Origin of the sequence: Senegalimassilia faecalis, assembly GCF_004135645.1 — a bacterium.
Classification (GTDB): domain Bacteria; phylum Actinomycetota; class Coriobacteriia; order Coriobacteriales; family Eggerthellaceae; genus Senegalimassilia; species Senegalimassilia faecalis.
On record NZ_SDPW01000001.1, the window covers coordinates 237,461 to 258,178 of the forward strand.

Here is a 20,718-nt window from a genome sequence, read left to right on the forward strand (position 1 = left end):
TCGCCAGGTTACATGCGCTCGGGCGCGGACACGCCGATGAGGCTGAGCGTCAGTGCCAGCACGGTGCGGGCGGCGTCGGCCAGGGCCAAACGCGCATTCTGCACGGCAGGCTCTTCGCCGATGATATGGCAGTTCGTATAGAACTGGTGGAACAGACCGGCCAGCTCCTGCGCGTAGTGCGTCAGGCGGAACGGGGCGCGGTCGCGCGCGGCCAGGGCCACCAATTCGCCAAAGTCGTCCATCTTGCGCATGAGCGCAATCTCAGACTCGTGCGTAAGCGGGGAAAGGTCCACGTCTGCCGGAATGACTTTCGCGGCCAGCTCGTCGGCGGACAGGTCCTCGGCGCCTTCGCCGGCGGCCTTGCGCAGCACCGAGCAGATGCGCGCATGAGCATACTGCACGTAGTACACCGGGTTGGAGTTGTCCTTCTTCTTCGCAACCTCGATATCGAAGTCGATGGGCTGGTCGGAAGAACGAGACAGCATGAGGAAGCGCGTTGCGTCAACGCCCACCTCGTCGATGAGCTCGGCGAACGTGACCATCTCGCCCGTACGCTTCGACATACGCACGGCCTCGCCGTCGCGGAACAGGTTCACCAACTGGCCAAGCACCACCTCAAGCGCGCCCGGGTAGCCCCATGCGGCAAGCATGGCCTCGCAGCGCTTGATGTAGCCGTGGTGATCGGCGCCCCACAGGTCGATGAGGTGCTCGAAGCCGCGCTGCATCTTGTTGTAGTGATACGCTACATCGGACATGAAGTACGTGTACTCGCCGTTTTCCTTCAGCAGCACGCGGTCCTTGTCGTCGCCGAAATCCGTGGAGCGGAACCACGTAGCGCCGTCCTTCTCGTACAGGTAGCCCTTCTCATTCATGACAGCCAGCGAACGGGTGACGGCAGATTCGCCGGACTCGTCGGGCACGTACAGGCTGCGCTCGCTGAACCACGTGTCGAACGTGGTACCGAAGTTCGTCAGCGTGTTGCGCGCCAGGTCAAGCATCTCTTTATACGCGATCTCGCGGAAAGCGGCCATGCGCTCTTCGTCGCTGACGCTCTCCCACTTGTTGCCGTCGCGGTCGATGATGTTCTGGGCGATATCCTTCACATAGCCGCCGCCATAGCACTTCTCAGGCATCTCGACGTCATGACCGAGCAGCTGCATGTAACGAACGGACACGGAGTTGCCGAACACGTCCATCTGCACACCATGGTCATTGATGTAGTATTCCTCGGACACGTCGTAGCCAGCGTGGCGCATGACGCGCGCCATGGCATCGCCGAGCGTGGCCCAGCGGCCATGGCCCACATGCATGGGGCCCGTGGGGTTGGCGGACACGTATTCCAGGTTGATCTTGTGGGGAGTGCCCTCGGGAAGCGTGCCCTTGCCGAAATCGCTGCGTTGCTCACGCACGCGAGCGGCAACGGCCTGGAACGCCGAAGGAGCCAGCTTGATGTTGATGAAGCCCGGGCCGGCGATGTCGGTGGAGGCGATCATAGTGTTCTCGGGCAGGTGGTCGACGATGATCTGGGCGATATCGCGCGGAGCCTTGTGCGCCAGCTTTGCGCTGCGCATGGCCACGGTAGAGGCCCAGTCGCCGTTGGACAGGTCGCGAGGACGCTCGAGCGCTGGAGCAGGACGCTCGGCCAGCTCCAGCGAACCGTCTTCGCAAGCCGCGGCGATGGAAGCCGCAAAAAGGTTTTCAAGTTCTTCGCGAATTTGCATAGTGCTAAATCTTCCTTAAGCTTGCTCTGAATACATATAGTTTGGCATCATACCATGTTTTTCCGGATTGGCCCCGCCCGCACCCCCTCAAGGCAACAGGGTCAACAAAACCGCAAAGCTCCCCAGCTGATAGCTGGGGAGCTTGCAGTGTCCGCGCGAGAGAAACGCGTGGACAAGGGCTTAGGAGGTGCGGCAGGGCATGCGCACGCACTGCCGCGAATAATCAGGGGTCCCGCGGCCGGTAAGGGCCGCGGGAGATTCGCATCTGCGAGAGGGGTCTGTCGCAGCGCGTATGCGCACAAAGGCGATGGTTAGGGGGGTCGCCTTTTGCGCAGGAGGCATCACAAGCGCAAGTAATCGCTTACGCGGTGATGACGGTGCCCGTCTTGCCCTCCAGGCCGGCGGCGGCGCACTCGAGCGAGGTGATGAGGGCCTTGCCCTGCGGGTAGGCCTCGACGTACTCGATGCAGGCCTCGACCTTGGGGAGCATCGAGCCGGGGGCGAACTGGCCCTCCTCGATGTACTTGCGGGCCTCGGCGACCGTCATGGAGGAGAGCTCCTGCTGGTCGGGCTTGTTGAAGTTGATGCACACCTTCTCGACGGCGGTCAGGATCACCAGCATGTCGGCGCCGAAGTCGGCGGCCAGCTTGGCCGAGCTGCGGTCCTTGTCGATGACGGCGGGCACGCCCTCGTAGCCGTCCTCGGTCTCGAAGACCGGCACCCCGCCGCCGCCGGTGGACACCACGATGTAGCCGGCGTCCATGAGGTCCTTGACGGCGTCGAACTCGACGATGCGCTGAGGCTTCGGGGAGGCCACCACCTGGCGCCAGCCGCGGCCGGCGTCCTCCTTGAACGTCCAGCCGGTCTCGGCGGCCTTGGCCTTTGCCTCCTCCTCGGTCATGAACGCGCCGACGGGCTTGGTGGGGTTCTGGAACGCCGGGTCGTCCGGGGAGACGACGGTCTGGGTGATGACGTTGGCCGTGGAGCGCATGATGCCGCGGGCCTTGAGGTCGTTCAGGATGGCCTGCGACAGCTGGTAGCCGATGTAGCCCTGGGACATGGCGCCGGCCTCGGGGAACGGCATCTCGGGCGTCTTGCCGTCGTTGGCGGCGGCGTAGGCGAACGCGTTGTTGATCATGCCGACCTGCGGGCCGTTGCCGTGGGACACCACGACGTTGACGCCGTCGCCGACCATGTCGACGATGTGCTTGGCGGTGTTCTTCACCAGCTCGAGCTGCTCCTGCGGCGTGTTGCCCAGGGCGTTGCCGCCCAGGGCGATGACTACGGAAGGACCTTCACCTTTTGCGTAGGGCATGATGTGCCTCCTTTTGGGAATAAAAAAGCCAACCCATGAAAATGGGACGTGAAAACGTCATAGGTTGGCAAGGATTACGTGATGCAATTCGTTCCGCCGCCCAGCGTGGGCGGCGGAACGTGGGATGAAGAGACTTAGCTCAGGGTTGCGTACATAACAGCCTTGATGGTGTGCATACGGTTCTCAGCCTCGTCGAACACCTTGGACTGCTTGGACTCGAACACCTCGTCGGAGACTTCCATCTCGGTGATGCCGAACTGCTCGGCCTTCTGAGCACCGATGGTGGTGTTGGTGTCATGGAAGCTGGGCAGGCAGTGCAGGAAGATAGCCTCGGGCTTGGCCAGGGCCATGACTTCCTTCGTCACGCGATAGGGCTCCAGGTTCTTGATGCGCTCAGCCCAGACCTCGTCCGGCTCGCCCATGGACACCCACACGTCGGTGTAGATGACGTCGGCGCCGGTGCAGCCCTCGGTCACGTCAGCGGTCAGCTTGACGGTGCAGCCGTTCTCGGCAGCGATGGCGCGGCACTCCTCCACCAGGTCGGCGTCGGGCCAGTTGGTCTCGGGGGCGCAAGCGACGAAGTTCATGCCGAGCTTCGCGCACACGACCATCATGGAGCGGGCAACGTTGTTGGCGGCGTCAGCCATGAACACGACGGTGCGGCCCTTCAGGTCATAGTTGAAGTTCTCCTGCATGGTCAGCACGTCGGCCAGCATCTGGGTGGGATGCCACTCGGTGGTCAGGCCGTTCCACACCGGCACGCCAGCGTTGGCAGCCAGGTCCTCGACGTCGGTCTGAGCAAAGCCGCGGAACTCGATGCCGTCATAGAAGCGGCCGAGCACGCGAGCGGTATCCTCGATGGACTCCTTCTTGCCCATCTGGGAGCTGTTGGGGTCAAGGTAGGTGACGCCCATGCCCAGGTCCATAGCGCCAACTTCGAAGGCGCAGCGGGTGCGGGTAGAGGTCTTCTGGAACAGCAGCACGATGTTCTTGCCCTCAAGGTAGCGATGCGGCACGCCGGCACGCTTCATGTCCTTGAAGTTCTTGGACAGCTTCAGCAGGTACTCGATCTCCTCGGTAGAGAAGTCCAAAAGACGCAGGAAATGACGACCGCTCAGGCTTACAGGCATGATGATTCCTTTCGATAGCAAGTTATCAACAACTCTTTATATGCAGGCCGCGCCAAGTTTCGGCCTGCTGTTTTGACCGGGGCACATGCGCACGCGCCCCGGAAAAAACCAAACATAGAACCCGATTGCTCGGGGGGTTGGCGTCCTTTTCAGGAACGCCCATTGTCCGCCAAATCGGACGTTTGCGCTAGTCCTCGCGCCAGATGGGCATGGACATGCAGCGCGGGCCGCCACGGCCGCGGGACAGCTCGGCCGACGGGATCTCGATGACGTCGATGTTGTTCTTACGCAGCAGCGCGTTCGTAACATCGTTGCGCTCGTAGACCACCACGCGACCAGGTGCGATGCACAGGGTGTTCGAGCCGTCGTTCCACTGCTCGCGCTCGGCCGCGATGCGGTCGCCACCTGCGCAGGGAATGAGGGTAACGGGCATGCCGACGTACTTCTCGAGGACTTCCTCAAGCGTGCCGGACGTTTCCTTCACCTTGATGCCCTCGCCTTCCGGTGTGATCTCGAACACGGTGAGCGGGCCCATGATGCCGGGATGGATGGTGAACTTGTCCACGTCGATCTGCGTGAACACGGTGTCCAGGTGCATCATGGCGCGGTTGTTCGGGATGTTGAACGCCAGGATGGTGTCCACCGGCGAGGTTTCGTCCTTAAAGATGTTGTGGGCGATCTCGTCGATAGCGTCGGGCTCGGTGCGCTGGGAGATGCCGATGGCCAGCACATGCTCGTTGATGTTGAGGATATCGCCGCCCTCGATATGGAACGCGCTGTAACGGCTGTAGTACTGCGGCACGTCCTTGAAGTCGGGATGATGCGTGAAGATGTACTCAGCGAAAATGGTCTCGCGGTTGCGAGTGACGGAGTACATGCGGTTGATGGACACACCGTTGCCGATCATCGCGAACGGGTCGCGCGTGAAGTACAGGTTCGGCATGGGGGCCACCACCATCTTGGAGGCCTCGGACACCAGGTCGACCAGGGAGTTGGACTTGTCGGTGTGCAGCTCGGTGAGGTTCACGCCCTCCATGCACTTCAAGACCAGGTCGATGTTCGACTCGTAGTTGTCGTTGAGGTAATCGAAGATGATCTTCTGATAACGCTCGGTGCGAATGCCGGCTTCCTCGATGAACTGCTTGAGGAACTGCTCGCGCAGAGCCGGGTTTGCATCCAGGACCTCAGCCATGAGGTTCTCCAGGTACACGACCTCGACGCCGTTGTCGCGCAGAGCCTGCGCGAAAGCGTCGTGCTCGGCCTGGGCCACCTTCAGGAACGGAATGTCATCGAACAGCAGCTCTTCGAGCGTGTTCGGGGTGAGATTCAGCAGTTCCTTGCCAGGGCGATGCAACAGAACTTTCTTCAAGGGCTTGATCTCGCTCTTGACGTTTACGCCTGCCATAGAACCCTCCTTTATGCTTTATGCATTTTCGGAATTCGGTAATTCGGAACCGCGCGTTGCGCACCGCGCTTCCCAACTGCACGGTCAACTTCTCATGGTTCAAACCAAATTGCAACCTCTATTCGGAAACAAAACGGTACGCTTTTTGCGACCTCGGAAAATGCGGCATTTTTCGGATTGTTTCGAGTCTGTTTCATCACATTTCCTACACTTTTACTTTGCTGAGCTAAAGCGGTTTTATGCACTTGCAAAAATTCTAAAAATGTGAATAAGAGATTTTTATATCCCCCAGCTGAGCAGGGATAATCGCTAGAAATGCATAAAATTGTCAAATAATGCATAACTATTTGCCCGAAATTCTCTCCACAATTCGCTGGAATTAGTGTGGAAATGTTTAGCGACAATAGGTTGTAGGGAAATTCCTATTGGACAGATTCCATTGTTTTGCAGAGGTTAGAAAGGACCATTGCCGAACAACCGCGAAGACTCTGCGACTATCCTGCCCCGCCCCGAGGCGTTTACGGTATAATACCCCTGCTTCAACAAGCGCCCATGGCTCAACGGATAGAGCATCGGACTTCTAATCCGACGGTTGCAGGTTCGAGTCCTGCTGGGCGCGCCAGCATGTACCAGCCGCCTTCTCAGGCGGCTTTTTTATTGCTGCAAGGTCTTGCTGGCGGCTAGGCCGCAGGGTGATTGGGAATGCTCTGAGGCGTTTCGAGGTCAGCTGGTGGGTGAAGGAAATTTGGCGTGCGCTTTCGGCGCTGTTGGATGGATCGAGCGCTACGTTTTCGAATACGATGAGCGATCGCCAGGGACGGGCTTTGACCTATGGGGCTTCGGATGGTATTCGCAGGCGGACGTCAGACATTACTTGCAGCCGTCTGACGTGCATCTTACATACGAGCTGACGCACAAAACAAAAAAGCCAGGACAACTTGTGCCCTGGCCTGCGGTTTTCTTGGAGCGGGTGACGGGAATCGAACCCGCGTTAGAAGCTTGGAAGGCTTCAGTTCTACCATTGAACCACACCCGCAACTGGTCGGGACGACAGGATTCGAACCTGCGACATCCTGCTCCCAAAGCAGGCGCGCTACCAGACTGCGCCACGTCCCGACGTCCAAACAGTTTAATTAGTATACCAGAACTTCTAGCACGTGCCAGACAATTTCGCTCGAAGTTCACGAAGTGCGTTGCCGCGGTGCGAGACGGCGTTCTTCTCCTCGGGTTTCGCCTCCCCGAGCGACCGTTCGAACCCGAACACCTCGGGCAAAAACAGCGGGTCATAGCCGAAGCCGTTTTCACCATGGGCCTCGTGCGCGATGCGGCCCTCTACCGTGCCGCGAGCATCCACTTCGTTGCCGTTCTCGTCCAAAAACACCAGCTGGCACACGAAACGCGCCGTACGGGCCTCGTCAGCAACGTCAGAGAGCGCATCGAGCAGCTTCGCATTGTTCGCCGCGTCATCGCACGGCTCGCCCGCATAGCGCGCGGAGTGCACGCCGGGCGCACCGTCGAGCGGATCCACCTCAAGCCCCGAGTCGTCGGCAAGCACCGGCATGCCGCCGCTTGCCTGTTGAGCCGCATGCGCCTTGATGCGCGCGTTGCCCAGAAACGTTTCGGCATCTTCTGCCGGGTCCGAGCTGACGCCCACCTGCTTGAGCGTTTTGAACTCCCAACCCGGGAAATCAAGCGCCTCGGCAATCTCGGTTGCCTTGTGGGCGTTATTGCTGGCGATAAGCACGGTAGTCAAAGCTATTCCTTCCTATGCAGGCAAATCGAGGTGCGTGACGCGCTCGATGGGTTTGCAGAACGCGCGGCTGCCGAAGCTTTGGAACTCCTCGATGTCGTTGCCGGTGGTGTAAAACTCGTACGTTGCCAAGCGCCCTGCCTGCGCGCGCTGGTGATGGCGGTCAAGGATCTCGGACACGTCACGCGCAGCTTCCTTCGCCGACGAGATGAGCGTGACATCGTGGCCAACCACGCCACCGATAAGGGCCTTCAGCAGCGGAAAGTGCGTGCAGCCGAGCACAAGCGTGTCGATTTCGCAGCGGCGCAGCGGCTCAAGGTAGTCCTTCGCGATTTCCTGAAATGCCGGGCGGATGTAGACCTTCGAGGCAAGCGACGTGTAATTCTCGATGGGACCTTCCGCCATGCGGATGCCCTGCTCGGCGATCTCGACGAAACGCGGCGTTGCCGTGGAGAACACGGTAATGCCGGCATCGATGTGGCGAATGGCCTTCGTGTAGGCGTCGGATTCCACCGTGGCCTTCGTGGCGACGACGCCGACGCGCTTGTTGCGCGTGGCATGGGCCGCGGCGCGGGCGCCGGGCTCCACCACGCCGATGACCGGGATGGGCAGCGTCTGCTGCGCGTGCGCCAGGCCGGCCGCCGTGGCCGTGTTGCAGGCGATGACGATAAGCTTCACGCCCCGGCCCACCAGCCAGCTTGCGATCTGCTGCACAAAGCCGTCGACCTCAGAGAGACTGCGCGGGCCGTACGGGCAGCGGGCCGAATCGCCCACGTACACGATGGACTCGTCCGGCAGCGCCTTGGCGATCTCACGCGCCACCGTCAGCCCGCCGAAGCCGGAGTCGAACACGCCGATAGGCGCGTTATCGAATGTTTCCTTGGTATCCATGCGCTTCAGTATAGCGTATACGCGCGACTTGTTTGGAATGCGCTCCAGCTGCCATAGTTTCTGCTAACCTGAATCAAAATCGAGTCATTCGACAAAAGGAGCTTTGCATGTCGAAAGAAAAGGAGCATAAGACCAACGCCGTGCGCGAGATGGAGGCGGCGCGCGCTGATTTCACGGTTCGCTATTTCGAGTGCCCTGAGGCGCTGTCCGGCATGGAAGTGGCCGCCACGCTGGGGCAAGACCCCGATTGCGTGTTCAAAACGCTGGTGACGCAGGCGAAATCGGGGCAGCACTACGTGTTCATGGTTCCCGTTGCCTGCGAGCTTGACCTGAAGAAGGCCGCGCAAGCCGCCGGGGAAAAGGCCATCACAATGATCAAGTCGCGCGAACTGCTGCCGCTGACCGGCTACATCCACGGCGGGTGCAGCCCCGTGGGCATGAAGAAGCTGTTCCCCACGTTCATCGACGAGACGGCCGAGCTGTACGACCGCATCATGTTCTCCGGCGGGCGCATCGGATGCCAGATAGAGACCCCGCTGCCGGAGCTGCAGCGCGTAGTACCCGTGAAGTGCGCCGACATCACTGTGGTGTAGCACCGTGCGCCAAAGCGACCGCAACGAAAAGGCGGCTTCGTCCAAACAGGGACGAAGCCGCCTTTGCTTTTCCACACAGGGAAGCTGAAGCCGCAGCGCCTATCGGTGCACAACCACCACATCCGCGAGCTGCACAAGGTCGTACAGCTCGGCAGCCTTGTCGCTTGGCAGATTCACGCACCCGTGGCTGCCATACCCGTTGGCGTAGGCCTCGGGATCTTCGAACGCCGAATCGGGCTGCCACCATGCATCGTGCAGACCAACGGTGTTGCCCACGAACGGCATCCAATACTTCACGACCGTATCCTTGTACGTAACGCCATCGTCTTGCAGCGTGTGCAGCGTTTCGTCGGTTTTCTTCAGGTTGATGACGTACACACCTTCGGGCGTGGACTTCTTCTCATCGGGAATGCCGGTGACCACGCCGCTTTCCCACACCACTTTGCCGGAATCGTCATACATATAGGCGTGCTGTTCGGTAAGGTCGACATCAATGTAACGGTTGCCCCAGTCGCGCCCGCCTACGCCGTTGTATACTTCGCAGCTGCGCACATAGGGCACCTCGACCGTTTCCACCAAGCCGTTGTCTACCCCGTCGGTGACCAGGTCCATCAAGCCATCGTGGTCGATTTCCCAACCGTACGTGCCGCCCGACACCGTGCAAACCTTCCCGTCAACGCGCGTGTACGTGCGCGTCGAGCCCACCGTGTCGCACTGATTACCCAGCTCATCGATCCACGACGTCATGGCATCGCGGTCAAGCGTGGCGTCAAGGTTCTCGTCGAGCACGATCCACTGCGAGATAAGCGTTGCGTTCACTTCGGCCGCCACCGATTTCGCCATGGTCAGCGTGATGTCGGCGCCGATCATGGTGTTCGCCTTGTCGGCCGCCTGCTGCAGGCGCGGGTCGCTTGACAGCACCGTAGGCTGCAGCAAGTCGCTATTCGTAAGCGTAACCTTCGGCGTAAGATCGACAAGCGCGGCGTCGGCCGCAGCGATGACCTTAGCGGAGTCGATAGCCGTGCCAACCGACTCTTTCGACACCGCGAATTTGCCGAGCTTCGCATCGAAGGAAACTGCAGCGTCGACCGGCTGTTTCGCCGTTGCGTTAAAGGCGTCGACCGCCTGGGTGACCACTTGCTCTAAGCCGGCATCGTTATAGCTGCTGACCATTGACGCCGTGGCATCGTGCGCGCGCGTGAGTTCAACAGGCCACAGCCATTCGTTCGTTTGCGACAGCGCGTCTTCGACAACCTCGTCGGCATCGAACGCGATGCCAGCATCCTTCGCGGACACCGTCAGCGAGAAACCGTCGCCCTTGATGCTAAGCTCGTAGTCTTTCACCTTGCTGGTAAGCGCGCTTTTCGCCTCGGCGGAAGACATGAGCGAGGTATCAAGGTTACCGATAACGCTGTTCGGCATGAAATGGCAGCCGAAAAACAGCGCGACGCCGCAATACGCGATGGCAAGCAGCGCTATGACAACGCCGAACGTGATGCCAAGCACGCGCCCCACCTTCTTCTTGGGACGACCGTTGCCGACAGGCGGCATAGAGACGCCCGAGGCGCCGAGATGGCTATACTGAGCCGCGCCGGCACCACGCTGAGCACGCGGCTGCTGCGGCACGAAACCAGACTTGCCATCAGGGAAAATGGGAGGGATGTTTTCAGCGGCCACGTGGCGGCCGTGGGATGCTTCGTTTTCGTTCTTCATATCAGTCTCTTTGCATAGGATGCACTTGTGTTATTGTACCAACCCTGCTGCGCTCTTGCGACGGATAGAACGGTTTATCCGTGAAAACCCACGAGCTTGGCGATAGCCGGCAGCAGTTTTGCGACATCAATGGGCTTCGCGAAGTGCGCGTTCATGCCGGCGTCAAGGCTTGCCTGCACGTCGTCGTGGAACGCGTTTGCCGACATGGCGCAGATAGGGACCGTTTTCGCGTCAGGGTGGTCAAGCGCGCGGATGGCGCGCGTGGCCTCCAGGCCGTTTTTGCGCGGCATCATGATATCCATGAACACGATATCGAACGCGCCGGTGCTTGAAGCGGCGAAGATGTCGACCGCCTCCTGCCCGTCCCACGCCCGCGTCACGCGTGCGCCCAGGTCAACAAGCAGGCATTCGGCTATCTCCATGTTCATCTCGTTGTCTTCCACCAGCAACACGTTGGCGCCGCGCAACGAGTCGGGCACGTTGCCGACATCGGAGCGGTCGATGCGGCAGGCCGTGTCGATGGCAAACGACAGCGTCACGCGAAACGTGGTGCCCTGCCCTTTCGCCGACGTCCAGGAGATGGTGCCGCCCATGGCCTCGACGAGCTTCTTCACGATGGACAGGCCCGTGCCGCTGCCTTCGTACACGGTGCGTGCGCCGGGCGCTTCTTGCGCGAACGGCTCGAACATGTGCTGCTGGAACTCCTCGCCCATGCCGATGCCATCGTCGCTGCACGAAAACTCGTATGTTGCCTTCCCCTGCGATGCGCCCTTGAACTGTATCGAAAGCTGCACGGAACCCTTCGGCTTGCCGTATTTCACCGCATTGCCCACCAGGTTCATAAGAACCTGCCCCACGTGGCGGGGGCTGCCAAGCAAATAGGCGCAGTACGCGTCGTCCACGTGCGCGATGCGGCATGTTATGCCCTTCGCGTCGGCCTGCGGCTGGATGACTGCCTTAACCTTGTTGAGCACGTCGTTCAGGTCAAGGCAACGGTGCTCAAGCGCCACTTCGCTGCCTTCAAGTTTCGCCATGTCAAGCACGCTGTCAACAAGCGATGTAAGCGTATCGAGTGAAACGAGCGCCTGTTCCCGGCAATGCTGTTGCAGCGCGGCGTCTTGCGGATGTGCGGCCGCAAGCTGCACATAGCCTTTAGCGCCGTTGATGGGCGTGCGCACGTCGTGGCTGATACGGCGCAGAAACTCGCTTTTCGCGTTGTTCGCGATCTTCGCGGCGCGCGCCTCTTCCAAGATACGCTCCTGGTAATCGGCCTCGCGCTTCTTTTCCTGATCGACGTCCTGCAAAAGCGCCAACACGCGCGCGGGCTGGCCTTCGGCGTCGTAATCGACGACGGTAACCGTCACGCGGCACCAGCGGTTTGCGCCGCCGTGCGTGGCCACGTAGTCGGTGTAGAAGCTTTTGCGCACAGCGCTAGTGTTGCGCTTGCTAAGGTTTTCCCTGATGAACTGGGCCGACATGCGTTTATCAAGCACGCGCCGGTACTCGGGAAGCACCATGGTGCCCAAGAACAGCTTCTTCAGCTCCGTGTACTCGCCCTCCTGCGACACGGCGTCTTCCAACCACGGCGCAAGGTAAATGGTTTGGTAGCGGCTTTCGGCCAAATCGACGCGGAACAGCGTGAAGTAAACGGACTCGAGCGATTTCAGCATCTCGACGGTATGCGTAAGATCGCGGTTGGCATCTTCGAGCTTTTCCTGGTTGCGATACAGCGCGCGGGCGCGCACGAAGAAGAACACGAGGCACAGCAGCAGGTACGCCACCGCCACGATGCCGGCCACGATAAGCGCAACCACGTAGATGGCCGACATGGGGTAATACACGTACAACTCATAGCTGGCCGCTTCGCTGCGATAGCCCCAGCCCATGCCCATGTCCATGCGGACCGGATGCAGGTGCGCGTCATTGGGAGCCGCCGATATGCCCGAAAGCAGCGTGTCGTCGGCCACGTCAAGGTCGCGCAAGGCATCGTTGCTTGACGCACGAACATGCCCGTCTTCGGCGATGGCGTAATTGCCGCCGTCTTCAAGCTGCAAGCCGGAAAGCAGGCTTTCAAGATCGTCTTCCGTGCCGGTAATCAAGCCGGACGGCTGCTCGTAGAAGCCGACGATGAGCCCCGGCGCGTCCTTGCGCGCCACGGCGCACACGTCGTAGAACGCCCCGTCGACCTGCACGCGGTCGGCATACACCTTTTCCGGATAGTCGACGATGTCGGCCACCAAACTGCCCAGCGATGTTTCGGCCCAGCTTGTATCGCGGAACTGGCGCGTGTAGCCCGAAGCCTGCAACTGCATGTCACCGCCGATGACCGAGATGCCCGTCAGGTTCAGATCGCCTACCTGCTGCTCCAGGAACGCGTCGTTGACCGAATCGGGGTTCGATGCAAGGTAAGAGCTGAACTGCTGCATCTCGTACGTAAGGTGGAACAGGCTTTTCGTGCGGTCGGCCGCCATGAGCTTCTCGTAGCTGCCGCATTGCTGCTGCAGCGTGGCGGTAACGTCGCCGGCAAGCGATGACACGACGCCGATGCGCGCCATGCATGCCACGGCAAACGCAATGGCGATAAGCGCGAGGCCGGCCACCACGGCGCGGCGCACGCTGGTATCCCACGCGCGCAGGGTATCGGGGTTCATGGTTTGCTTCTTATTCATGCTCCACCCCGGAAAGCGCTTTCTGGGAATCAAGCCCGTAAGACTGAACGATGGCGGCCGTGGTGCCGTCAAGGCTCATCTGATGCAGGGCATCCCCAAGCGCCGAGCGAACCGCCGTGGAGCTGTTCTGCGGAAACGCGACGCCAAGCGCGGCGCGCAAAAGTTCGCCGTCAAGGAAGCGGTAATCGACGCCCGTGTTTTGCAGGTACCACGCCAGCGTTGCCGCGTGGCCGGCAAGCGCGTCGACGAACTTGTTGCGCAGCGCCGCCGCCATTTCGCTGACATCGGACAGGCAGTAGACGTTTTTCACGGCCGGAACGCCGGCGCGTTCAAGGAAGATGGACTCGGGCTTCGTGGAGGCCTTCACGGCAACGCGCGTGCCCGCCAAGTCGGCAAACGACTGGATAGGGCTGTCGTTGAGCACGGCAACCGCCTGACGGCTGTACAGATACGGGCCAACCCAGGCGTAGCTATCTTCGCGATCGTTCATGGAATAGCAGCTCCACAGGCAATCTACCTGGCCGCTTTCAAGGAATTGGTCGCGATTTTCCCAGTCGACTTGCTTGAACTCGGCGCGCAAGCCCGCGCGCCGGCACGCTTCTTGCGCGATTTCGACGTCGATACCGGCCATGTTGCCGTTGTCGTCGACGAACACAAACGGGCGATACTCGTCATAACCGATGGTAAGTGTTTCGGTTGGTTCGGGCGCCGACTCGCGCTGCTGGCAACCAGTAAGCAGCGAGATGGCCACGGACGAGCACGCGCAAAGCGCCAAGACGCAAAACCGTCGACGAAGCAATGCGACGCCTCCTCCCCCGATAGAGCCGATACAACCTAAAAACAGAATTATAGCGAACTCAAAGGCTGCGCAAGATAGGCGCACACAGCGCGTTCATACGATTCATCGATTGGGAACCGGATGGGCTTGTTCGTTACCGAATGAGGAAAGCGGGCCGGCGGCATGTCGTCGGTAATCTGTCTGCAGCCCGCATCCGTTAACGGATGCGCCGAACGCCCCGTTTTCCTGCAGTTTCGTCCGTTATTTGTCCGTTAATGCCTTCTCGAAGTAGCGGAATTTACCGCGAATTGCTCTGATATACCCCACATGTAGAATATCTATTAAACACGAAAAAGGCCGCCTGAACTGTGAAAACAGAACAGACGGCCGTGAAAAGACTGGTGGAGGCGCGGAGAATCGAACTCCGGTCCATACTACATAATCCCCGAGGCTCTACAAGCTTATTCCGTTGTCGGGATTCGAAGCCTTGCGGTCAACGGACAAACGTAGAGGCTTCTAGTCGGTTCAATCTTTATCGAAGCCATACCGGCCACGTGCTTCGATGCAGTCCCCTAAAATGACATCGCGCCCGAGCCGGGGACAACCCGGGGTTGACGTGCCAGGTGCGAATTAAGCAGCCATGGCGAGCGCCGGAGCGCTCTGAGAGTTGTTCTTGCCAATTAACTTGACGGTACCCCTGTTTTACGTGGCGAGGAGACCACGACCTGCTCCTCAGTTCAAACATACCATGTCGAAACCAGTCGCCCCCGTGAAGTTCGGCGCTCTGCCGAAGCGGGACGCTGCGGTCCACCGTTGTCAATGTGCCGCGCGAGCGTATGCCCTACGCGTAACTTGATATGCTACTTCAAAAGCGAGCTGAAGTCCAATGCGCTTTTGATGTCGTCGAACGCGCCCTTGAACTCGGCCGCCATTTTCACGCCGTCCTTGAAGATGGCGTTCATGTCGTCGGTGGCCTGCTGCACGCCGTCGCGCGTGATGCCAAGGCTGCCGTCGTCGACCACGTCGTACACGTCGTGTTCCGGCTCGTCGTCTTCCACGTACAGGTACTCGGCCTCTTCGCCGTCTTCCATGATGACGAAGCCGATGCGGTTGCCGTCCTCGTCTTCCAGGTAGCGTACGATGTCGTCGTCGGAAAGCTCCAGCTCAACGACCTCGAGGTCCTCGTCGGCGTTTTCTTCGGCGGCATCGGCCTCCTCTTCGGCAGGCTCTTCGGCTTCCGCATCGTCCTGTTCGTCTTCGGCGGCACCGGCCTCTTCGGGCGCTGCAACGGGCTCGGCCGCGATGCCCTCGGCAGCTTCGACCTGCTCGTCGGCGGCTTCAAGCTCTTCCTGGCTTGCGATTACATCCTGCTCGCTCATCGACGGCTCCTTTCCTTCAGTGCGCGCTCGATCTCGCGCTTCGAATCGCGCGCGGCCATGGCGGCGCGCTTGTCGTAGTTCTTCTTGCCGCGGCAAACGGCCAGCTCAACCTTCACGAGCGACTTGTTGTTGAAGTACATCTTCAGCGGTACCAGCGCCATGCCCTTTTCCTTCGTTTGCTGCTCGAGCTTGCGAATCTCGTTTTTGTGCAGCAGCAGCTTGCGCTTACGGTCGGGGTCGGGGTTGGCGATGTTGCCGAACGCGTACGGCGGGATGTGCACGCCGTGCAGCCACACTTCGCCGTGGCGGATAAGCGCGAAGCAATCCGTCAGCTGGCAGTGGTTGTCGCGCAGCGAGCGCACTTCCGTGCCCGTGAGCGCTATGCCGGCCTCGTACGTTTCAAGCACCTCGTAGTCGTGAAGCGCCTTGCGGTTGCGCGCGATGTCGCTGGGCTGCTTCTTCATGCGCTACTCCCCCTCTGGCGCGTCGTCGGCATCGCTGGCGGCGGCAAGACCCGGCACGAACGTGTCAGCATCGCACAGGTCAAGCGCGAACTGCACGAACAGCTTCACGCACGCGTCAAGGTCGTCAAGGCAGATGACCTCGGTGGGCGTGTGCATGTAGCGCAGCGGCACGGACACCAGGCCCGTGGGAATGCCGGCACGCGACACCTGGATGGGCCAGGCGTCGGTTCCCGAATGGCCGGGAAGCGCCTCGACCTGGTACGGGATGCCGGCCGCCTTCGCCGCGGCAACCAGACGCTCGTACACGTACGGGTTCGCGTTCGGGCCGCGGCCGATGACCGGACCGCCGCCGCACTTGATGTCGCCGAACTTCGCATGGCTGATGCCGGGGTAATCGGTTGCGTGCGTGACGTCGAACGCCACGGCAACATCGGGGGCCACGCCAAACGCCGAGGTGGTGGCGCCGCGCGTGCCGATTTCCTCCTGCGTGGTGCACGCGGTCGTGACCGTGCCCGGCGCGCCGCCGGCCGCCGCAAGCTCTTCAAGCACGCGCGTGATCACCCACACGCCGCACTTGTCGTCAAACGCGCGCGACACGCCCATGTGCTTGCCGAAGCGCTCGAAGCCCACGCCGAACGTGATGGGGTCGCCCACGGCCACAAGCCGCTTGACCTTCTTCGCCGGAAGGCCCAGGTCGATGACCAGGTCGGACAGCGGCGTGACCTTGTCGCGCTCGCCTGCGGAAATGAGGTGGATGGGCTTGCGGCCCACCACGCCGCGCAGCGGAACCGCGGCACCCGATGCGTGCACGTCGACGCGCAGACCCGGCAGGATGGCCGCATCGACGCCGCCGATGGCGGCCACGGACAGAAAGCCGTCGTCGGAAACGTTGACCACCATCAGGCCAATCTCGTCCATGTGCGCCGCAAGCATGAGCGAAGGCGCCACGCCGCTGCCGGCGAGGCTTGCGTGCACCGAGCCCATGACGTCGGTTTCCACGCGGTCGGCCACGCCGTCAAGACGATGGCGCACCAGCGCGGCGATGCGCTGCTCGCAGCCCGTCGGCGACGGGGTTTCCAGCAGCGATTTCAGGAATTTGCGATCTTGTTTTCTCATGAGAGTCCTTACCTTTCGCGAAAAGCGCGGCGGGTGCCGTGAGGCGGCATACCCGCAAAACCCGCGCTTTTCCTGGTGAAATGCAAGTCGAATGGGCGCCCGGCCGCTGCCGAGAGCCAGAAAACCCTGCGCACTTGGCTTATGCGCGCACCTTCACGACGATTTTGCGCACGTGGCACGGCTCGGCGCCAAGCGTGCAGCCCGGCTTGTGCGCGTCTTCGGGAGCAAGCACGGCCATGTCGCCGGCGCGCAGCACCACGTCGGTAGTGCGCTCGGGCGTGGCGTACAGGCCGAAGTCGTTGCCTTCGTCGAACGGCTGCGCCTCGTCAAGACCTTCAAGCTGGGCATACTGCAGCAGCTCTTCGCCGGACACCACGAACTGCACGTCGTAGTAGCGGCGATGCGCCTCAAGCTGCTTTTCGGCGGCGGGCACGGTGCCGTACTCCTGCACGTTGGCGAACACGTCGTCGCCGTCGATGTCGTTACGGCCGAGCGGCAGCTCGGAGAGGTTGTCCTGCCGCAAGAACGCGTAGGCCTTCGCGAAGCGTTCGTTGAGGTAGTCGTGTGCGGATGCGTGGTCGATAGTCGTTACCAGCATGTTGTTCCTTTCATTGGGTTGCGGCGCGTTCGGCACCGCGTTGTTTCGCACGAGCGAGTATACACCCCGCAAGCGGCGCGGCGGCGCCGGCAGACATCGCACCACGGCATGCACAGGAGCTGTTCATGGGCAGAAGCGTTTCGGCTGATGAACGAGCAGAGGTAAAGGGTGCATCGACGGGAACTTATCGCGATGAACATGCGTGACGCCCGCCCTCCCCCATATCGCCCAACTACCCGAGCCGCGAAACGGCGCTATGCTCGCGCGCCTTGCTCGCCCGCATTGTGAGCCACCCGAGCGCGACGCAGCGGCTCCAGCAGCCGATCGACCTGCGTTTCGTCGAGCACGTCGACGCCCGCATCGCGCAGAAGCGCTGCGGCCACGCCCCAACCTTCTACCAGCGTGCCGGTAAACGAGCCGTCGTACACCTGGCCGCTGCCGCACGAGGGGCTTTTCGACTTCAGCACGGCCACGCGGCAATCCGCATCGCGCAGCTGCTCCAAACACCGCGACGCGCCCGCATGGAAACGCTGCGTCACGTCGGCGCCGGTGGCGTCCACGACGCGCACCGGGCGCGTGCCCGCCTCGATCTCGCACGGCGGGTGCGGAATGGAAAAGCCGCCGGCCACTTCAGGGCAGATGGGAACCACTTTGCAGTATCGGGCAAGCTGCATGGCCTGCTCACAGGGCTTCGACGTACCGTCGAAGCGGCATGGGCGGCCCAGCAGGCAGGCGCTGACGGCCACCACGGGCGTTATGTCGAGATTCGTTTCGTTCATACCTTCATTGTAACGCGCCAGGTCAAATGGCGAACGCTGCCCTTAATCCTAGCGAAATGCTACTTGTAGACTATCAAAAATCTTTGGGTGCACCACGGCCTTTGTGCTAGAGTTGGGCCTCGTGAGGGCGCGACGGCGTGGGAGGACGGAGCGCGGCAAAGCACGAAAAGAAAGGGCAAACGTCATGAAAGTTGCAATCCCCAGCGAAACCGGCGAAGGCCTGACCAGCGTCCGCAGCGGGCATTTCGGTCACACGCCGTGGTTCACCATCGCCACCATTGAAAACGACGAAGTGGTGAAGGTCGAGTCCGTGAAGAACGTCGACCACGACCAGGTTGGCTGCGGCGGCGTCATCGAGTTCGCCCACAGCCTGGGCATCGACGCCATGATCACCGCCGGCATGGGGCGCCCGCCGTTCATGCGCTTCACGCAGTACGGCGTGGCGGTGTACCTTGAACAGCAAACGCCGATCGTGGGCGACGTGGTGAACAAGTTCATTGCCGGGCAATGCCCGCGCATGGTGCTTGAGAACGCCTGCAACCACCAGCACTAGCGGTTGTTCCGGGCACGTCCGGCGTTGCGCCGCTAGCGGCCAATCACTGCCTTATAATCCAAGCAAGCGAACCGCGACCCGGCCTGCGCCGGGTCGTTTCCGTATCAAGACCATGTTGGGAGCACCAATGGGAATTGCCGAAGATCTGCGCGCGTTTTCGCCGTCATGCGAACAAGAAGCGGCCGACCGCGACTTCATATTGCAGCGCCTTGCCAGCGACCCTGAGGCGTTCGACCGCACGTCGCCGGCGCACATGGCGTGCTCCATATGGACGGTGAACCCCACGTTCACTCAAACGCTGCTGGTGTACCACAACATCTACGACTCGTGGAGTTGGATCGGCGGGCACGCCGACGGGCAGCGCGACCTTGCAGCCGCGGCGCTGCGCGAGCTTGCCGAGGAAACGGGCGTTGCGCACGCGAAACTGGTGCCGTGCGGGCCGGGCAACCTGCTGTCCTGCGAGGTGCTCACCGTCGATGGGCACGAGAAGCGCGGCGCTTACGTCAGCTCGCATCTGCACCTCAACGTCACGTACCTGGCCGTGGCAGACCCGGCCGAGCAAGTGCGCATCAAGGTCGACGAGAACAGCGGCGTGCGCTGGGTGCCGCTTGACGACGCCGTTGCGCTATCAACCGAACCATGGATCCGCGACCGCATCTACCGCAAGCTCATCGCGAAAACGCGCGAATTGGCGCCGAGGTTCGCCATCAACTAGACAACCGGTAACCGATATCAACCGGAATTTGCAGCACCTCGTACATTCAGATGATGTTGCCGTGGATGTCTGCATGGTGGACGTCATCGAAGCGGCGTCGGATGGCTATGTCGGCCGTGAGGTTCTTGTTGTCGAAGACCACCGACCACTGCGTGTTGCTGGTGACGTCTTCAGGGTTGGGCTCTTGCGCGGCGGCGGCCAACGCGCGCCAGGCCGTTACCTGCGCGTCTTCGCCGACCGGCGCGCCGTCAAGCACCGCCTCGATGGCGTCGTAGCGCTCGCGCCCGTGCCCGTAGCGGCCGTTTTTCTGGTTCGGCTTAACCAGCCCCTCGTGCATGACGAAGAAGTTCGTGACCTGGCGGCACGGCGTGACCACTGGCAGGCGCTCGGGGCTGTCGCAATCGTATTCGACCACGCGACCGTCGCCTGAGGCGTCCGTGATGTAGTAATGGTAGTCGCGCCCGCTGGTGGCGAACATATCGTGGGCAAGCAGCAGGTCGACGGCCTCCTGCGTGGTAGCGGCGCGGTCAAGCACCAGGCGAATGACCAGCGGCGTTGACAGCACGGGCTTGCCGGTGACGCGGTGCGTGGGCTTGCTGTCAAGCGTCAGCACGGCGATGGAAACGCCTTTCTCGTTCACGCCGTCAAGGCACACGAACGGCGCAGCCAAGCACGCCAGGCGCGACTTCACGTCCGCGAACGGATTGTTTGCGTGCACGTTGTCAAGCGCGGCGAACGCGATGGACTCGTAGCCGCCCTTCGGCGCGCAGTGCACAAGCATGGCCGACGTGTCCAGCTTGAAGTCGTAGTTGCGGCCCATAAGCACCTGATCGCCGACGTTAAGCGCGAACGCGCTGCAGCCGAATTCGGGCGCCTGCATGTGTGCAGGCAGAAACGGCAGCGCCTCGCGGAAAATGGCGTCGGCCGTGTCCTGGTCGCCGCCGAGGCCACGGTCGATCAAACGGTCGAGGTTATAGGGGTACGTGACGTCCATGGCATACAGGTTGTACGCACCCTCGGCGTGCGTGATCTGGCGAACCGTCGAAAGCGCGTGGGCGCGCGGGCCGTACAGTCCGATGCCGGCGCCGACCGCCGCTCCCGCCGCGCATGCCGCAACCGTGCCGAACACTTCGCCAAGCTTCATAGCAG

At 61.5% G+C, this 20,718-nt stretch carries 18 protein-coding genes, 3 tRNA genes and 1 other RNA gene; 4 read left to right on the forward strand and 18 right to left on the reverse strand.

Annotation, left to right across the window (positions count from 1 at the left end):
- Positions 1–8: 8 nt before the first annotated feature.
- The 4 genes from argS to arcA form a co-directional block, all read right to left on the reverse strand.
- Positions 9–1,721, reverse strand: a complete 1,713-nt coding sequence (gene argS, locus ET524_RS01040) for an arginine--tRNA ligase (protein ID WP_129422972.1) — start codon at positions 1,719–1,721, stop codon at positions 9–11.
- 361 nt (positions 1,722–2,082) lie between these two features.
- A complete protein-coding gene (arcC, locus tag ET524_RS01045) occupies positions 2,083–3,036 on the reverse strand; it encodes a carbamate kinase (protein WP_129422973.1) in 954 nt (317 codons plus the stop codon).
- 134 nt (positions 3,037–3,170) lie between these two features.
- A complete protein-coding gene (argF, locus tag ET524_RS01050) occupies positions 3,171–4,166 on the reverse strand; it encodes an ornithine carbamoyltransferase (protein ID WP_129422974.1) in 996 nt (331 codons plus the stop codon).
- 187 nt (positions 4,167–4,353) lie between these two features.
- The gene (arcA, locus tag ET524_RS01055) at positions 4,354–5,571 is read right to left on the reverse strand and encodes an arginine deiminase (protein WP_129422975.1); all 1,218 of its coding nucleotides are present in this window, start codon (positions 5,569–5,571) and stop codon (positions 4,354–4,356) included.
- Between the two features lie 546 nt (positions 5,572–6,117).
- Here arcA and ET524_RS01060 point away from each other — a divergent pair.
- A tRNA-Arg gene (locus ET524_RS01060) sits at positions 6,118–6,193 on the forward strand.
- A 340-nt stretch (positions 6,194–6,533) separates the two neighbouring features.
- Here ET524_RS01060 and ET524_RS01065 read toward each other — a convergent pair.
- The 4 genes from ET524_RS01065 to murI all read right to left on the reverse strand — a co-directional run bounded on the left by ET524_RS01065 (position 6,534) and on the right by murI (position 8,212).
- Positions 6,534–6,607, reverse strand: a tRNA-Gly gene (locus ET524_RS01065).
- Positions 6,608–6,610: 3 nt separating this feature from the next.
- Positions 6,611–6,687 (reverse strand) — tRNA-Pro (locus ET524_RS01070).
- A 34-nt stretch (positions 6,688–6,721) separates the two neighbouring features.
- On the reverse strand, positions 6,722–7,315 hold the full coding sequence (gene rdgB, locus ET524_RS01075; RefSeq protein WP_236648320.1) for an RdgB/HAM1 family non-canonical purine NTP pyrophosphatase: 594 nt from the start codon (positions 7,313–7,315) through the stop codon (positions 6,722–6,724).
- Positions 7,316–7,336: 21 nt separating this feature from the next.
- On the reverse strand, positions 7,337–8,212 hold the full coding sequence (gene murI / locus ET524_RS01080) for a glutamate racemase (protein WP_129422977.1): 876 nt from the start codon (positions 8,210–8,212) through the stop codon (positions 7,337–7,339).
- Between the two features lie 107 nt (positions 8,213–8,319).
- On the opposite strand from murI, the gene ET524_RS01085 reads away from it, so the two are divergent.
- Positions 8,320–8,805 (forward strand): aminoacyl-tRNA deacylase, encoded by a 486-nt coding sequence (locus tag ET524_RS01085; protein ID WP_129422978.1) that lies wholly within the window; start codon positions 8,320–8,322, stop codon positions 8,803–8,805.
- Positions 8,806–8,904: 99 nt separating this feature from the next.
- On the opposite strand, the gene ET524_RS01090 is transcribed toward ET524_RS01085, so the two are convergent.
- The 9 genes from ET524_RS01090 to ET524_RS01130 all read right to left on the reverse strand — a co-directional run bounded on the left by ET524_RS01090 (position 8,905) and on the right by ET524_RS01130 (position 18,301).
- A complete protein-coding gene (locus tag ET524_RS01090) occupies positions 8,905–10,518 on the reverse strand; it encodes a L,D-transpeptidase family protein (RefSeq protein WP_201738590.1) in 1,614 nt (537 codons plus the stop codon).
- Positions 10,519–10,592: 74 nt separating this feature from the next.
- On the reverse strand, positions 10,593–13,187 hold the full coding sequence (locus ET524_RS01095) for a hybrid sensor histidine kinase/response regulator (protein WP_129422979.1): 2,595 nt from the start codon (positions 13,185–13,187) through the stop codon (positions 10,593–10,595).
- Positions 13,180–13,986 (reverse strand): substrate-binding periplasmic protein, encoded by an 807-nt coding sequence (locus ET524_RS01100; protein ID WP_161566573.1) that lies wholly within the window; start codon positions 13,984–13,986, stop codon positions 13,180–13,182. The genes ET524_RS01095 and ET524_RS01100 overlap by 8 nt, the downstream gene beginning before the upstream one ends.
- Positions 13,987–14,364: 378 nt before the next feature.
- Positions 14,365–14,734: a transfer-messenger RNA gene (gene ssrA / locus ET524_RS01105) on the reverse strand.
- A 91-nt stretch (positions 14,735–14,825) separates the two neighbouring features.
- Entirely contained in the window at positions 14,826–15,344 is a 519-nt protein-coding gene (locus ET524_RS01110) for a hypothetical protein (RefSeq protein ID WP_129422981.1), read from the reverse strand.
- A complete protein-coding gene (gene smpB / locus ET524_RS01115) occupies positions 15,341–15,808 on the reverse strand; it encodes an SsrA-binding protein SmpB (protein ID WP_129422982.1) in 468 nt (155 codons plus the stop codon). The genes ET524_RS01110 and smpB overlap by 4 nt, the downstream gene beginning before the upstream one ends.
- A gap of 3 nt (positions 15,809–15,811) precedes the next feature.
- Positions 15,812–16,924, reverse strand: a complete 1,113-nt coding sequence (locus ET524_RS01120) for a M42 family metallopeptidase (protein ID WP_129422983.1) — start codon at positions 16,922–16,924, stop codon at positions 15,812–15,814.
- A 139-nt stretch (positions 16,925–17,063) separates the two neighbouring features.
- The gene (locus ET524_RS01125) at positions 17,064–17,522 is read right to left on the reverse strand and encodes a YhcH/YjgK/YiaL family protein (protein WP_129422984.1); all 459 of its coding nucleotides are present in this window, start codon (positions 17,520–17,522) and stop codon (positions 17,064–17,066) included.
- A gap of 254 nt (positions 17,523–17,776) precedes the next feature.
- Positions 17,777–18,301: a DUF523 domain-containing protein gene (locus ET524_RS01130; protein ID WP_129422985.1), complete on the reverse strand. Its 525-nt coding sequence runs from the start codon at positions 18,299–18,301 to the stop codon at positions 17,777–17,779.
- Between the two features lie 184 nt (positions 18,302–18,485).
- Here ET524_RS01130 and ET524_RS01135 point away from each other — a divergent pair, with 184 nt between their 5' ends.
- The gene (locus ET524_RS01135) at positions 18,486–18,854 is read left to right on the forward strand and encodes a NifB/NifX family molybdenum-iron cluster-binding protein (RefSeq protein ID WP_129422986.1); all 369 of its coding nucleotides are present in this window, start codon (positions 18,486–18,488) and stop codon (positions 18,852–18,854) included.
- 127 nt (positions 18,855–18,981) lie between these two features.
- Positions 18,982–19,569, forward strand: a complete 588-nt coding sequence (locus ET524_RS01140; RefSeq protein ID WP_129422987.1) for an NUDIX hydrolase — start codon at positions 18,982–18,984, stop codon at positions 19,567–19,569.
- A 46-nt stretch (positions 19,570–19,615) separates the two neighbouring features.
- Here the strand turns inward: ET524_RS01140 and ET524_RS01145 are convergent, their stop codons facing one another.
- Positions 19,616–20,713 (reverse strand): linear amide C-N hydrolase, encoded by a 1,098-nt coding sequence (locus ET524_RS01145; RefSeq protein ID WP_129422988.1) that lies wholly within the window; start codon positions 20,711–20,713, stop codon positions 19,616–19,618.
- Positions 20,714–20,718 lie beyond the last annotated feature (5 nt).

Excerpts from the sequence above, each read along its gene's own strand:
- argS (WP_129422972.1), bottom strand. The coding sequence starts at position 1,721 with ATGCAAATTCGCGAAGAACTTGAAAACCTTTTTGCGGCTTCCATCGCC.
- arcC (WP_129422973.1), bottom strand. The coding sequence starts at position 3,036 with ATGCCCTACGCAAAAGGTGAAGGTCCTTCCGTAGTCATCGCCCTGGGC.
- argF (WP_129422974.1), bottom strand. The coding sequence starts at position 4,166 with ATGCCTGTAAGCCTGAGCGGTCGTCATTTCCTGCGTCTTTTGGACTTC.
- arcA (WP_129422975.1), bottom strand. The coding sequence starts at position 5,571 with ATGGCAGGCGTAAACGTCAAGAGCGAGATCAAGCCCTTGAAGAAAGTT.
- murI (WP_129422977.1), bottom strand. The coding sequence starts at position 8,212 with ATGGATACCAAGGAAACATTCGATAACGCGCCTATCGGCGTGTTCGAC.
- ET524_RS01085 (WP_129422978.1), top strand. The coding sequence starts at position 8,320 with ATGTCGAAAGAAAAGGAGCATAAGACCAACGCCGTGCGCGAGATGGAG.
- ET524_RS01090 (WP_201738590.1), bottom strand. The coding sequence starts at position 10,518 with ATGAAGAACGAAAACGAAGCATCCCACGGCCGCCACGTGGCCGCTGAA.
- ET524_RS01095 (WP_129422979.1), bottom strand. The coding sequence starts at position 13,187 with ATGAATAAGAAGCAAACCATGAACCCCGATACCCTGCGCGCGTGGGAT.
- ET524_RS01110 (WP_129422981.1), bottom strand. The coding sequence starts at position 15,344 with ATGAGCGAGCAGGATGTAATCGCAAGCCAGGAAGAGCTTGAAGCCGCC.
- smpB (WP_129422982.1), bottom strand. The coding sequence starts at position 15,808 with ATGAAGAAGCAGCCCAGCGACATCGCGCGCAACCGCAAGGCGCTTCAC.
- ET524_RS01120 (WP_129422983.1), bottom strand. The coding sequence starts at position 16,924 with ATGAGAAAACAAGATCGCAAATTCCTGAAATCGCTGCTGGAAACCCCG.
- ET524_RS01125 (WP_129422984.1), bottom strand. The coding sequence starts at position 17,522 with ATGCTGGTAACGACTATCGACCACGCATCCGCACACGACTACCTCAAC.
- ET524_RS01130 (WP_129422985.1), bottom strand. The coding sequence starts at position 18,301 with ATGAACGAAACGAATCTCGACATAACGCCCGTGGTGGCCGTCAGCGCC.
- ET524_RS01135 (WP_129422986.1), top strand. The coding sequence starts at position 18,486 with ATGAAAGTTGCAATCCCCAGCGAAACCGGCGAAGGCCTGACCAGCGTC.
- ET524_RS01140 (WP_129422987.1), top strand. The coding sequence starts at position 18,982 with ATGGGAATTGCCGAAGATCTGCGCGCGTTTTCGCCGTCATGCGAACAA.
- ET524_RS01145 (WP_129422988.1), bottom strand. The coding sequence starts at position 20,713 with ATGAAGCTTGGCGAAGTGTTCGGCACGGTTGCGGCATGCGCGGCGGGA.